10 protein-coding genes and 1 pseudogene are annotated in these 13,259 nt (G+C 64.5%); 5 read left to right on the top strand and 6 right to left on the bottom strand.

Annotated features, from left to right (window positions below; all coding sequences use genetic code 11):
* The 4 genes and pseudogenes from DNK49_RS17110 to DNK49_RS24150 form a co-directional block, all read right to left on the bottom strand.
* A pseudogene (locus DNK49_RS17110) lies at window positions 1–174 on the bottom strand (IS1634 family transposase); the annotation flags it as partial.
* 414 nt (window positions 175–588) lie between these two features.
* Window positions 589–1,311: a uracil-DNA glycosylase family protein gene (locus DNK49_RS17115; RefSeq protein WP_110527258.1), complete on the bottom strand. Its 723-nt coding sequence runs from the start codon at window positions 1,309–1,311 to the stop codon at window positions 589–591.
* Window positions 1,312–1,348: 37 nt separating this feature from the next.
* Window positions 1,349–2,869 (bottom strand): AmpG family muropeptide MFS transporter, encoded by a 1,521-nt coding sequence (locus DNK49_RS17120; RefSeq protein ID WP_110527261.1) that lies wholly within the window; start codon window positions 2,867–2,869, stop codon window positions 1,349–1,351.
* Window positions 2,870–3,002: 133 nt separating this feature from the next.
* Complete coding sequence (locus DNK49_RS24150; protein ID WP_165843361.1) at window positions 3,003–6,878, bottom strand: EAL domain-containing protein; 3,876 nt, start codon at window positions 6,876–6,878, stop codon at window positions 3,003–3,005.
* Window positions 6,879–7,101: 223 nt separating this feature from the next.
* Between DNK49_RS24150 and DNK49_RS17130 the strand changes: the two genes are divergently transcribed.
* On the top strand, window positions 7,102–7,419 hold the full coding sequence (locus DNK49_RS17130) for a hypothetical protein (protein WP_110527264.1): 318 nt from the start codon (window positions 7,102–7,104) through the stop codon (window positions 7,417–7,419).
* A 56-nt stretch (window positions 7,420–7,475) separates the two neighbouring features.
* On the opposite strand, the gene metW is transcribed toward DNK49_RS17130, so the two are convergent.
* Complete coding sequence (metW, locus tag DNK49_RS17135; RefSeq protein WP_110527267.1) at window positions 7,476–8,063, bottom strand: methionine biosynthesis protein MetW; 588 nt, start codon at window positions 8,061–8,063, stop codon at window positions 7,476–7,478.
* A gap of 2 nt (window positions 8,064–8,065) precedes the next feature.
* The gene (gene metX / locus DNK49_RS17140) at window positions 8,066–9,193 is read right to left on the bottom strand and encodes a homoserine O-succinyltransferase MetX (protein ID WP_110527270.1); all 1,128 of its coding nucleotides are present in this window, start codon (window positions 9,191–9,193) and stop codon (window positions 8,066–8,068) included.
* A gap of 280 nt (window positions 9,194–9,473) precedes the next feature.
* Here metX and thiS point away from each other — a divergent pair, with 280 nt between their 5' ends.
* The 4 genes from thiS (at window position 9,474) to sppA (ending at window position 13,128) form a co-directional block, all read left to right on the top strand.
* Window positions 9,474–9,677 (top strand): sulfur carrier protein ThiS, encoded by a 204-nt coding sequence (gene thiS, locus DNK49_RS17145; protein WP_110527273.1) that lies wholly within the window; start codon window positions 9,474–9,476, stop codon window positions 9,675–9,677.
* Window positions 9,678–9,755: 78 nt separating this feature from the next.
* Window positions 9,756–10,541, top strand: a complete 786-nt coding sequence (locus DNK49_RS17150) for a thiazole synthase (protein ID WP_110527276.1) — start codon at window positions 9,756–9,758, stop codon at window positions 10,539–10,541.
* Window positions 10,538–11,269 carry a tRNA (guanosine(46)-N7)-methyltransferase TrmB gene (trmB, locus tag DNK49_RS17155; RefSeq protein WP_110527279.1) on the top strand — a complete coding sequence of 244 codons (732 nt, stop codon included), beginning with the start codon at window positions 10,538–10,540 and terminating at the stop codon, window positions 11,267–11,269. Before DNK49_RS17150 ends, trmB begins: the two co-directional genes overlap by 4 nt.
* Window positions 11,270–11,298: 29 nt before the next feature.
* Window positions 11,299–13,128 (top strand): signal peptide peptidase SppA, encoded by a 1,830-nt coding sequence (sppA, locus tag DNK49_RS17160; protein ID WP_243632419.1) that lies wholly within the window; start codon window positions 11,299–11,301, stop codon window positions 13,126–13,128.
* Window positions 13,129–13,259: the final 131 nt, after the last annotated feature.

Here is a 13,259-nt window from a genome sequence, read left to right on the forward strand (position 1 = left end):
CCGACCGGTGATCTTGAGCAAGCCATTGATGACCGCATCGAGCGACCCATCGACCTGCTCGGCACGGCCGAGCGTGGCGACGGTGCGCTTCTTTACCTGTCCGGCTTCGTCGCGATAGGACTCGACGAGTTGGACGTAGCGGCGGCCTCCCGAGGTGGTGAGCTTGACATGCATGCCGCCACTTCATCGGCCTATAGAGTTCCGTCAAGTCTGGACAATACTGTTACAAACGTGCCACCACAGAGCTTTTTCGATCATGGCTTTGAAACCCGCGCCGGTGCTGGAGGCACTTTCCGAAAAGGGGTGAAAATCGGGGGAAGTGTCGAACCCCGGCGGGCGGGATTCGCACCCGCTGGAAAGGCGCCGACTTTGCACGGCGCACGTCGAACTCGGGTTACCACGACTTACGAGCAGCAGCCCAATGGTCGGGTCGAAATCAGGCGTCAGCTGGTGATCGACACCCCGAGCGCACGGTGCGGGCCTGAGCAACACAGAGCCCAGATGGCGCTGGCACGCGAGATTGCGCTGGAGTACGACGGGATGCTGAGCTTCGCACCGCGTTGATCGTCGACTCCGTCCAGCCTGGGTTCAAGCGGTCCAGATGCCCAGCTCCTGCAGCTGACGGCTGGCGGCGGGGGCCCAGCCACGGTTGGCTGCCGGACTGGCCGGGCTGGGGTGCAGGATGCGGCCGAACTTCAAGCCGGTACGATTGCCCAGGGCCTCGGTCGCGCGCTTTTCTGCCCAGTTGCCGATGCCGATCACCCACTCGGGTTGCAGCGCCTCGACCAGGGCGTGCAGGTGTGCGTCGCAGGCCGCCAGCAGTGGCTTCTGTTCGGCCACCGGCAGCTTGTCCGGGGTCAGGTTGCGGCCGTTCTCGAAGAAGGCCAGCGGGCAGTAGTTGGCGACGAAATGGTCGGCAAAGAACGCCTCTGGCGTGCCGAAGCGTTCGCGAAACAAGCCCCACAGCCGTTGTCCGCTGACTTCCGAGCGGGCGCAGGCGAAGCCTTCGACCGGGCGCTTGGGATTGACCACCGCGGGCTGTCCGACCGGACCTTCCAGCCCCAGCCAGTCGCGCGCACTGGCAATCTCGCCAAACGGCACGCCGATCTGCGCCATGCCGAAGGGGCCGGGGTTCATGCCGAGAAAGACCACCCGCTTGCGGTTCGCGCCGTAGCGCGTCAGGTAGTGTTCGTGGATGCCCCGGGCATAGTCCAGCGGGTTGTAGACATGGGTGACCGGGGCGGCGAAGCGCATCGCGTCGACTGCGGCTGACAGGGTGCGGGCGGCGGTGATCAGGGCGTGAGCGGTCATGGTCTGGAGCGGAGGGGATGGGTGGTGGGTGTGGGTGTCAGTCATCGACCTCGGTGACGGGCTGCGGGCGGCCGAGGCGGTGAATCGCCTCGCGCAACCACCACACCATCACCACGCCCGGCACGGCCACCACGATGGAAAACAGGAAGAAGGCCGGCCAGCCGATGCTTTGCGACAACACGCCGGACAAGGGGCTGACGTAGATCCGGCCGACGGCGGCAAAGGCCGACAGCATGGCGTAATGGGTGGCGGTGAAGCGCTGGTTGCACAGGCTCATCAGCAGCGCGACAAACGCCACCGTGCCCATGCCACCGCTGATGTTCTCGCCCGCGATCACGGTCAGCAGCAGCCAGTCCAGCGTGGCCGGATCGGCCAGCGATACGATGACCCAGTCAAAGGCCGGTACGTCCACCGCACCCCAGGCCCCTTTGCCCAGCTGGGCCAGCAGGTAGAAGCCAAAATTGGAAACCAGCTGCAGCACGCCGAACAGCAGCAGCGAGCGGTACAGCGCCAGCCGCATCATGATCAGGCCGCCGATGAAGGCGCCAAGAATGGTCAGCCACAGGCCGATCACCTTGTTGGCAATGCCGACTTCTTCCTGCGAGAAGCCCATGCCCTTGATCAGGAAGGGGGTGGTCAGGCTGCCGGCGAAGGCATCGCCCAGCTTGTACAGGATGATCAGGGCCAGAAAGGCGGCGGCGCCACGCTGGTCGAAGTAGCTGGACAGCGAGCGGTTCAGGGTCTCGAAGCCGGCACGTTTCGCGGCCCAGGCGGCGAGCGGCAGCGCCACCGCGATCTCGGCAAGGATGAACAGCAGCTGGATCCAGCGGTTGGCATCGTCCGGATCCAGGCCGAACAGGATCAGTGTCTGGCGTGCGATGAAGTACCCCGCAACCACCCCGGCCAGCATGGCGACGAAGCCGACCAGCTCGCGCTTGGGGTCGGAGTCGAGCGGCTTCAAGGCTGCCGAGACGCGCGGCAATGCCAGGAGTGAGACCACCGCACAGCCCAGCATGATGAAGGACATGGTCTGGTACACCCGCGGCCATGATGCCCACTGGCCGGCCCAGATCAGTGCGATGCCGCCGGACAGGATCATGGCCAGTCGGTAGGCGAAGACGTGGATGGAGGCGCCCAGACCGCGTTCTTCATCGGGCAGCAGATCGGTACGGTAGGCGTCGACCACGACGTCCTGCGACGCCGACAGGAATGCGATCAGCACCGCGGCGGCGGCGAACAGCACCGGCGTGCCGATGGGTGACAGTGTGCTCATCCACCACAGCAGCGCGGCGAGCGCGAACTGGGTGATCACCAGCCAGCCGCGACGACGCCCGAGCAGCGGCGGCTCGAAGCGGTCCATCAGCGGCGCCCACAGAAACTTGAAGGTATAGGGCACCCCAACCAGGCCGAAGAAACCGATGGTGGCCAGATCGACGCCGTCGATGGTCAGCCAGGCCTGCATTGCCTGGCCGGTCAGTGCCAGCGGCAGGCCGGAGGCGAAACCCAGTACCAGGATGGCGAACAGCCGCCAGCCGCGACCCAAGGTGTGAGCGGTCACCGGATGACTCCAGCAGGGCGGGCAGCGGAGCTCAAGAGGCGGCAGGCGGGTGAGACAGGTCGCGCCAGGCCGAAGCGATGCGCGGGACGAGGAGGCACGTGCGGGTTCCGGGGAGAATGTGCGGTTTCCGTGATTATCCCAGATTGCACTCGACCCGCGCGCCCGCTTTTGCGCGGCAGCGGGCCGAGAGCCGCAGCAACTCGGCGGCGTCGGCGGCGGGCACGGGCGGGCTGAAGTAGTAGCCCTGCATCTCGTCGCAGCCAAGCTCGCGCAGGCGGGTGAGCTGGACGGCGGTTTCCACCCCCTCTGCAATCACCGACAACCCCAGGTTGTGCGCGAGTGATACCGCTGCAGTGACAATCGCGGCGTCGTTGGGGTCGTGTTCGATGTCGGAGACAAAGGAGCGGTCGATTTTCAGGTGATCGAGCGGAAAGAGTTTGAGGTAGGACAGCGAGGAATAGCCGGTGCCGAAGTCGTCGATGGCGATGGATACACCGAGGGCCTTCAGGCCGATAAGCACCCCGACAGCCTCCTGGGGGCGTTCCATGACCGCACTTTCGGTGATCTCCAGCTCGAGCAGCCTGGCCGGCAGGCCACTGGCAGCCAGGGCCGCAGCGACCTTGTCGCCCAGCTGGGCCGAGCGTAGCTGGCGGGTGGACAGGTTGATCGACATGCGTATCGCGGGCAGTCCCTGTTCGCGCCATTGGCGTGTTTGCTGGCAGGCAGTGTGCAGCACCCAGTTGCCGAGCTCGACGATGAGGCCGGTTTCCTCCGCCAGTGGAATGAAGCGCGCCGGCGAGATCAGGCCGTCCACCGGGTGGCGCCAGCGGATCAGCGCCTCGACGCCGGTCAGCGTACCGTCGGCTGCGGAGAACTGGGGCTGATACCAGAGTTCGAACTGATCCTGCTCCAGCGCCTTGCGCAGCTTGCGTTCGAGCTCGATGCGTTCGAGTGCGGCGCGATTGAGCTCCTCGGCGTAGAACTGGAAGTTGGCCCGGCCAAGCGCCTTGGCGTGATACATCGCGGTGTCGGCGTTGCGCATCAGCGCCGAGGTGTTATCACCATCGTCGGGGAACAGGCTGATGCCGATCGACGGCGTGGTGTGCAGGGTGTTGTCGCCGATCGGGTACGGGGCTGACAAGGCATCCAGGATCTTGCCGGCGCTGTGTGCGGCATCGTTCTCGTCATGCAGGCCCGGCAGTACCACGACGAACTCGTCGCCCCCCAGCCGGGCGACCACGTCGGTCTCGCGCACGGATTCCCGCAGGCGCTTGGCAACCTCTACCAGCAGCGCGTCGCCGACATGATGGCCGAGCGAATCGTTGATCGTCTTGAAGCGGTCGAGATCCAGGAACAGCACGGCCAGGCGGCGATCCTGGCGTCGCGTGGTGGCAATCGCCTGCTGCAGGCGGATACCGAGCGAAAAGCGGTTGTCCAGACCGGTCAGCGTGTCGTGATGGGCGAGGTGCTGGATGGCCTCTTCGGCACGCTTGCGTTCGGTGATATCGGAGAAGATCGCAATGTAATGGGTCAGCCGGTTGTCATTGCCGTCGCGCACCGCGCTGATCGTCATCCAGCGCGGATACGATCCGCCATCGGCACGCAGGCCGGTGGTCTCGCCCGCCCAGAAGCCCAGGGTGTCGGCAGTGGTCCACGGTTCGCCATCTTCAGCGTCGGGGGCCGCTTCGTTCGCGACAAAGCACTGTCCGGTCATGTGTGCTGCGGCGTGTCCGGAGATCGCCTCATGTGCGGGGTTAACCGACAGAATGCGGCGGTTGCCGTCGGTGATCACGATGGCTTCCGGGCTGTGTTCGAACACCTTGTCTGCCAGCTGCAGACGCGCTTCGGTGCGCCTGCGGTCGGTGATATCGGTGTAAATGGTGACGAAGCCGCCGTCGGCCACCGGCTGTCCATGCACCTCGAGCACGGTGCCGTCGGGCCGCGTGCGTTCGAAGTGATGTGCCTCGCCAAGACGGGCGCGTGCCAGGCGGGTTGCCACCTGTTCTTCGGCATCGCCTGGGCCGTACTCACCACGTTCGGCATTGAAGCGGATCAGGTCTGCCAGGCTGGGCAGGCCGTTGGCAAACAGGCTGTCGGGAAAGGCCAGCAGGCGCCGCAACTGGTCGTTGCATGCGATCACCTGCAACTCGCTGTCGACCAGCGAGACTGCACTGGGCATGTTGTCGATGATGGTGCGCAGGGTTTCGTTGTTCCGGGCCAGTGCCTCTTCTGTACGTTTGCGCTCGGTGATGTCGGTATAGGTGGTGATGAAGCCCGCGACCTTGCCATCCAGGTACAACGGTTCGCCTATCACCAGATGCGAGCGGCCGTTGGGTTTGGTGCGTTCGAATCGATGGGGGCTGAACTGTTCGGCCAGTGCGCGACGCTTGCGCACGTGTTCGGCCGGATCGCCAGGGCCGTATTCGCCGCGCAAGGCCGGCACCATGATCAGATCGTCGAAGCTGACGTTGCGCACCACGATTTCAGGTGGCAGCTCCAGGATGTCGATGAACAGTTGGTTCCAGTATTGCAGCCGGAGTTGGTCGTCGAACACGCTGATGCCCTGGGGCAGGTGATTGACGATGGCGGTCAGGTAGGCGGTCTGACGGTGCAGCTTCAGGGCGATGGTCTGCTGATCGGTGATGTCCTGGACGGTGCCGATGGCGCGTCGGCCGCCGACGGGGTCCTGCTCTATCCTGACATGATTGTGGAAATAGGCCACGCTGCCGTCCGGCCGGATGATCCGGTAGGCGAACTCGCTGGCTTCTCCGCTGGCGTAGGCGCGGACCAGCGCGGCGCGCAAAGTCTCGCGATCTTCAGGGTGTACGCGACGGATGAAGCCTTCACGGCTGGGCGGTTCGTCCTGCGGAATGCCGATCAAGGCGCGGGTCTGCGGCGACCACCATAGTTCGTCGGTGTCCAGGCGTCGCTCCCAGCGGCCCAGGCGGGCAATCGACATCGCGGTCTCGAGCTCCTTCTGCAAGGCTTCGAGCGTGGCACGATGATCGGCTTCGACGGCAAGCTGGTGGATGGCTGCCATGCTCTGTTTCTGCCAGATACGGTGGATCGCCAGCGCCGCCGCGATCAGCAGCAGCAAGGCCGTCAGGCCTGCGGACAGCAGTTGCGAGCGGATGCCGGTCAGCATTTCCTGGCGCTCGATCTGTCGCACCACGATCCAGCCCGCGCTGTCGACCCGGTCGGCGGCGGTGAAGGCCAGTGGGCTGTCCGGCAGCAGGCGGCCAGCGGGGACCTTGCCCTGACCCATGGCTTGGGCAAGCAGTGCCCGGTCCAGCGCCAGCGCGGCACCGCTGCCCGGCAGATCCGGCCCGAGCAAGGTGTAGCGCCCTGAGGTCTCGCCCAGCAGCAGGCTGCGATCGGTCTCGCGCATGCCGCTTTGCCGTTGCAGCATTGGAAACAGTTGGCGCTGAGGTTCGACACGCAGCACCAGTGCCTGGACCGTCCAGTGCTCGCCATCCAGCGGCAAGGGGACGATCAGGTCCAGATAGGCCTGTCCCGAGGCGTCGTGCTGAATGCTGCTCAGGGTGGGGTAGCTGCTCGAGACCGCCTGTTCGATCAGGCCCTGGGAGTTGGCCGAAAGGATGTGGGGCCGTCCCATGACCAGCAAGGGGTGATGGTCGCTGCCAAGTACCAGCAGGCTGACGTAGTCGAACGCTTCAAGATAGCCCTGAAGCCAATAGCGTACGCTGGCATTGGACAAGGTGCCCTGCTGGTGAAGGTCGGTTTCCAGTTGTGTCAGGGCCAGCCGGTTGCGGCGCAGGACCTCTCCATCGCCGAGGCGTTCGGTGCGCCATTGTGCAAGCTCGTCCGCAAGTGCTCGCGTGGTGGTGCGCAACTCGGCGTCGGCTTCGCGCTGCAGGGTATCGAGCCGGCTGGCGTAGAAGGCTGCGAATGCGGTAATGACGGCGATTGCGACTGCAGTCAGGACCGCCAGCAGTTGCCGGGAAAAGCGCGGCCGGACGGCGGAGGTGGGTACAGCGGTGGATTCCACGCCCATCCTGTCCTGTCATGAGTGAAGGAAAAGTCCCGTTTGTGGGTTCGGGATCGAATGGCCCGGATTCTGACAGTGCAGCGGTGTGCCGACAATCCTGCACCGCAGCGAATCGCCGTTTGATACAGGGGTTTACACAATTCGATACGTTGCTTGCGCTTGCCGGCTGGTCGCTCAACAATGAAGGGCAATACCGAAACCACACCAGAGGAGATCGCTTGCCATGGCCCAGACCGTGATCGTGTCGTTCGGCACCAATCAGGAATATGAGTTCACCGTTCAGGACGCCGATGTGGCCGGGATCGGCAAGGATCAGGCCCGCGCCTGGCTATCGAAGGAGTTCGAGGATCTGGAGTGCACCCCGTCCAACCCGATGGGCAAGGTGCTGGTCCTCGACATGATCCTCAACGTCGCCAAGTACGGCGGTGAAGCCCGTTTTGTGCAGGCGGGTGAATGGGCGAGCAAGTTTGCGGCAGTCACCGCGGTGGCCCTGGCGCGTCCGGTCATGCGTGTGGATGTGGCCAACTTCGTGGTTGGTTGAGCCCCGCTACCGGTGACGCACGTGGCGTCACCGGTAGCTGTCAGGCTGAGCTGCGGTCAGTTGCGGCCCAGGCGGTAGACCGCAACACTGGCCAGGAAGTTGGCTTCGTCCTTGACCAGCTGGCCTTCGTCAAAGGCCAGCCGCTCGCGTATCGCGATACCGTTGATCTCGCACAGGGCCTCGAAGTCGGCAATGGTGAAGAAGCGTACGTTGGGCGTGTTGAACCACTGGTGCGGCAGGCTTTCCGAAACCGGCATGCGTCCGTTCAGGATGCTTTGCCGGTGTCGCCAGTAGCCGAAGTTGGGAAAGCTCACCACCGCCTCGTGACCCACCCGCAGCATCTCGGCGAGTATGCCCTGGGTGTTGTGCATGGCCTGCAGCGACAGGCTCATGATCACATGATCGAAGAATCCATCTTCGAAGTCGCTCAGGCCCTCGTCCATGTTGGCCTGCACCACGTTCACCCCGTTGCGCACGCAGGCCAGCAGCTTCTCCGGATCGTTCTCGACGCCGTAGCCCTGAACCTGCCGTACCTCCATCAAGTGCTTGAGCAGGCTGCCGTCGCCGCAGCCGAGGTCGAGCACCCGCTCGCCGGGTGTGATCCATTGGGTGATCACTTCGTAGTCGTAGCGATAAGCAGCCATGCTTACACCTTGATGCGGTCAAACCAGGCCGACAGCACGGCATGGTAATGGGGTTCGTCGAGCAGGAAGGAGTCGTGGCCCGCTGCGCAGTCGATCTCGGCATAGCTCACGTTGCGCTGGTTGTGCAGCAGGGCGTACACGATCTCGCGCGATCGGGCGGGCGAGAAGCGCCAGTCGGTGGTGAACGAAACCACCAGGAAATCAGCACTTGCACCCGCCAGCGCGGCCGCCAGATTGCCGCCGTGGGCAAAGGCCGGGTCGTAATAATCCAGCGCCTTGGTGGTCAGTAGATAGGTGTTGGCGTCGAAGTAGCCGGCAAACTTGTCGCCCTGATAGCGCAGGTAGGACTCGATCTCGAATTCGACGTCGTAGCTGTACACCGCCTTGCCGTGACGCAGGCTGCGGCCGAACTTTTCACCCATCGAGTCATCGGACAGATAGGTGATGTGGCCGACCATGCGCGCCAGCTTCAGGCCCCGCGCGGGGACGACGCCATGCTCGTAGTAGTTGCCGCCGTGAAAGTCCGGGTCGGTCAGGATGGCCTGGCGTGCGACTTCATTGAAGGCGATGTTCTGTGCGGTCAGCTTGGGGGCCGATGCGATGACCGCAGCATGGCCGACGCGTTCCGGGTATTGCAGCGTCCACGACAGGGCCTGCATGCCACCCAGGCTGCCGCCGACCACCGCGGCAAAGCGCTCGATGCCGAGCAGGTCGGCGAGGCGGGCCTGGGCGTCTACCCAGTCTTCGACGGTGACGAAGGGGAAGGCTGCGCCCCACGGCTTGCCGGTGGCCGGATTGATCGAGACGGGGCCCGTGGTTCCGTAACAGCCGCCGAGGTTGTTGACGCCGATGACGAAGAACTTGCGCGTATCGAGCGGCTTGCCCGGGCCGACCAGATTGTCCCACCAGCCAATGTTGTCGGGCGTGTCGGCGTAGCGGCCGGCGACGTGGTGCGAACCGGACAGTGCATGGCACACCAGTACCGCGTTGCTGCGCGCGGCATTGAGGGTACCGTAGGTTTCGTAGACCAGGTCGTAGCTCGGCAGTACGCCGCCGCTGCGCAGTGGCAGCGGCGTGGCGAAATGCGCTGTTTGTGGCGTCACGACGCCGACCGATTGCGCTTGGATCATGGATGTCGTCTGCAAAAAACAAAAAACCCAGCCGGCTGCAAAAACGCGGACTGGGTTGCCCTCGCTTTAGCCGGATTTATTGAGCGCCCGCAAGCTATGGATCAAATCGGCGCTATGGCGTGAAATTAGCTTGCGGACGGTGAAAAGTCAAACGAGCAGTCTTGAGCGCGCAGTGTGGTCGGGATGATCCGGGCGCATGTCATGCGCGCTCCCCGCAGGGCAAGGATCGATTCGGTAGCGTGGTAAGATTTTGCCTTGTGATTCCTCGCGCTGACCCCGAATGATCCGCATCACCCTCAATGGCCAGGTCGAAACCCTGGAAGACGGCCTTACCGTGCTTGCCTTGCTCGCGCAACGTGGTCTGGTCGGCAAGCGTCTGGCGGTCGAGCGCAATGGCGAGATCGTGCCGCGTGCCCGTCATGGCGAGGTCGAGCTGACCGATGGCGACCAGCTCGAGATCGTGGTTGCGGTGGGTGGTGGCTGATGGTGCGGACGCCCGCCGGGGCCATGATCGCGCCGGTTCTCGCTTCTGTCCTATAGATATTTCATTACAGGTTCCAACATGAACGATCCTTTGGTGATTGCTGGCAAGTCCTACGATTCGCGGCTGCTGGTGGGAACCGGCAAATACAAGGATTTTGCCGAAACCCGTGCCGCCATCGATGCCAGTGGCGCCGCCATCGTGACGGTGGCGATCCGCCGCACCAACATTGGCCAGAATCCGGGCGAGCCCAATCTGCTCGAGGTGTTGCCTCCCGAACAGTTCACCATCCTGCCCAATACTGCCGGCTGCTACAGCGCCGACGACGCGGTGCGTACCTTGCGTCTGGCGCGTGAGCTGCTCGATGGCCATGCGCTGGTCAAGCTCGAGGTCCTGGGGGATCCCAAATCGCTGTTCCCCAACATGCCCGAAACCCTGAAGGCGGCCGAGACCTTGGTCAAGGACGGCTTCGACGTCATGGTGTACTGCTCGGACGACCCCATCCAGGCGAAGATGCTGGAGGACATCGGTTGCGCCGCGATCATGCCGCTGGCTTCGCTGATTGGCTCTGGCATGGGCATTCTCAATCCCTGGAACCTGCGTCTGATCATCGACAATGCCAAGGTGCCGGTCATCGTCGACGCCGGGGTCGGTACCGCGTCGGATGCGGCGATCGCCATGGAGCTGGGCTGCGACGGCGTGCTGATGAATACCGCGATCGCGCTTGCCGGTCAGCCGGTGCTGATGGCCAGCGCAATGAAGAAGGCGGTCGAGGCCGGGCGCGAGGCCTTCCTCGCCGGGCGCATGCCGCGCAAGTTCTACTCGGCCGACCCCAGCTCGCCCACTTCGGGGTTGATCGGTTCATGAGCGACGTGCAGGACAGCAGGGTCGAGATCATCGGCCAGGACAGCCCGGAACATCGCTTCTCCAGCCGCAGCATCCGCAGCTTCGTGCTGCGTCAGGGACGGATGTCCGGCGCCCAGCAGCGCTACATGGACGAGATGCTGCCGAAGGTCGGCATTCCCTACCGTGCCGCGCCGCTTGATCTCGAGGCCGCTTTCGGTCGCAAGGCGCCCAAGATTCTCGAGATCGGGTTTGGCATGGGCGAGACCACCGCGCGTATCGCCACTGCACACCCCGGGCAGGACTATCTGGGCATCGAAGTTCATGGTCCCGGCGTCGGCGCGTTATGCAAGCTGCTGGCCGAGGGGGACATCGGCAATGTCCGCATCATGCAGCACGATGCGGTCGAGGTCATGCGCGACATGATCGCCGACGGCGCGCTGGCGGGCGTGCATGTGTTCTTTCCGGATCCGTGGCGCAAGGCCCGGCACCATAAGCGCCGCATCATCCAGCCTGATTTCGTCGCGCTGGTGGCAAGCAAGCTGGCGCCCGGTGGCTACTTGCATTGCGCCACCGACTGGGAGGACTATGCTCACTGGATGCTGGAGGTGCTGGCGGCAGAGCCGGCGCTGCAGAACACCGCGGAGGGCTTTGCGCCGCGGCCGGATTACCGGCCGCTGACAAAGTTCGAAAACCGGGGTCTCAGGTTGGGGCATGGCGTATGGGACCTGGTGTTTCGCCGCCGCGCCTGAGCACATAACGGAAAAGACAAGGACACGGGGTGATCGGATTGTTCAGGTTTGCTGGGCGGGTGGTGCGTGCGCTGTGGCGTTGGCTGGATGCGATCCGGCGTACGGTGTTCAATCTCGTGCTGCTCTTTGTCATTGGCGCGGTGGTGGCGATGTTCTTCCGTTCGGCCCCCGAGATTCCTGACGGGGCGGTGCTGGTGCTGAGTCCGAGTGGCGCTCTGGTCGAGCAGGCCACGCTGGACGAACCGCTTGCGCTGCTGACGTCGAAGGGGAGTGAGGGCGGACAGACCGTGCTCCACGACCTCATCGAGGCGGTCAATGCTGCGCGCGAAGACAGCCGGATCGCCGCGCTGGTCCTGCATACCGATGACCTGCAGGCAGGCAGCTTGTCCAAGCTGGCTGAATTGCGTACCGCCATCGCCGCGTTCAAGGCGACCGGCAGGCCGGTGCTGGCCCGTGGCGAGCGCTACACGCAATCCCAGTACTATCTGGCGTCGATTGCGGACGAACTGCATCTGGCGCCGGACGGCTTCGTGCTGTTGCAGGGTCTGGCGCGTTATGGCAGCTACTTCCGTGGCGCGCTCGATGCGCTTGGAGTCAAGGTGCATGTGTTCCGGGTTGGCGAGTACAAGTCCTTCTCCGAACCCTTCACCCGCAGCGACATGTCCGACGAGGACCGCACGGCCACCCGGGACCTGCTCGATGCGATCTGGGGGCATTTCCGCGCTGACGTCGCGGCTGCGCGCAAGCAGCCGGCAGAGGCGTTTGACCGTTATGTGGTCGGTTATCGCGATGCCCTTGCCGCGGCAGGTGGCGATGCGGCGGAGGCGGCGAAACAGGCTGGCCTGGTGGATCGATTTTCGACCCGCGATGAGTGGCGTGCCTACCTGATCGAGCGTTTTGGTGCCGATGCGGACGGCAAGACGGTGCGTCATGTGGAGGCGGCTACTTATCTGGCCGGCGTGCGGTCGCAACGCCAGGGGGCGGGTGAGCGTATTGCGGTGGTGGTGGCGCAGGGGGCGATTGCCGATGGCCGCCAGCCGCCGGGCGTGGTGGGCGGGGACAATTTCGCCCAGATGATCCGCGAGGCACGCGAGGATGACTCGATCAAGGCGGTGGTCTTGCGCATCGACAGCCCGGGGGGGAGTGCCTGGGCGTCCGAGTTGATCCGCCGCGAACTCGAGCTGACCCGCCAGGCAGGCAAGCCGGTGATCGCGTCGATGAGCTCGGTCGCCGCTTCCGGAGGCTACTGGATTGCGGCCGGTGCTGACGAGGTGTGGGCCGCACCGACAACGGTGACCGGCTCGATCGGCATCTTTGCGATGTTCCCTGAATTCGTCGAACCCTTGAAGCGGCTCGGCGTTACCACCGACGGTGTGGCCACCGGACCGCTGGCCGGCGCGCTCGATCCGCGCCGCCCCTTGTCGGCGCAGGCTGCAGAGTCCATGCAGATGGCGATCGAACATGGCTATCAGCGCTTCCTGCAAACGGTGGCGACGGCGCGCAACATGAAGGTCGACGAGGTCGACAAAGTGGCGCGTGGGCGGGTCTGGACCGGTGAGGCCGCCGCTGAGCTGGGCCTGGTAGACCAGATCGGTGGTCTGGAGGACGCCATCGCGGCGGCGGCAAAACGTGCGAGTCTGGAGCGTTACAGTCTGGTCTGGCCGTCCGTCGGCCTGTCGCCTGGTCAGCTGATCCTGCAGCGGCTGCTTGGCTTTGCCGGCATCGAGCCGGGCGTGCAGCTGGGGGGGGGCTCACCGATCGGGCAGATGCTTGGCCGTCTGCAACGTGAAGTTGGCGATCTGTTGAACTGGAACGATCCTCGGCACCTCTACGTGCATTGCCTGTGCGAAGCGCCTTGAGGGCCAGTCCTGAGAAGCTGTAAAGAAGCTTGCGCATACTTGGCGCGTGCCGGGTCCTGAGGGCCCGGCCGTGTCGTCGTGACGCTTTCAGGGCGCTTTACAAGCGCTGAGTTCGGGCGAAGCGGTTAGAA

Source organism: Parazoarcus communis SWub3 = DSM 12120, assembly GCF_003226565.1.
GTDB lineage: Bacteria > Pseudomonadota > Gammaproteobacteria > Burkholderiales > Rhodocyclaceae > Parazoarcus > Parazoarcus communis.

Excerpts from the sequence above, each read along its gene's own strand:
- metX (WP_110527270.1), bottom strand. The coding sequence starts at position 9,193 with ATGATCCAAGCGCAATCGGTCGGCGTCGTGACGCCACAAACAGCGCAT.
- DNK49_RS17115 (WP_110527258.1), bottom strand. The coding sequence starts at position 1,311 with ATGACCGCTCACGCCCTGATCACCGCCGCCCGCACCCTGTCAGCCGCA.
- trmB (WP_110527279.1), top strand. The coding sequence starts at position 10,538 with ATGAGCGACGTGCAGGACAGCAGGGTCGAGATCATCGGCCAGGACAGC.
- thiS (WP_110527273.1), top strand. The coding sequence starts at position 9,474 with ATGATCCGCATCACCCTCAATGGCCAGGTCGAAACCCTGGAAGACGGC.
- metW (WP_110527267.1), bottom strand. The coding sequence starts at position 8,063 with ATGGCTGCTTATCGCTACGACTACGAAGTGATCACCCAATGGATCACA.
- DNK49_RS17130 (WP_110527264.1), top strand. The coding sequence starts at position 7,102 with ATGGCCCAGACCGTGATCGTGTCGTTCGGCACCAATCAGGAATATGAG.
- DNK49_RS17150 (WP_110527276.1), top strand. The coding sequence starts at position 9,756 with ATGAACGATCCTTTGGTGATTGCTGGCAAGTCCTACGATTCGCGGCTG.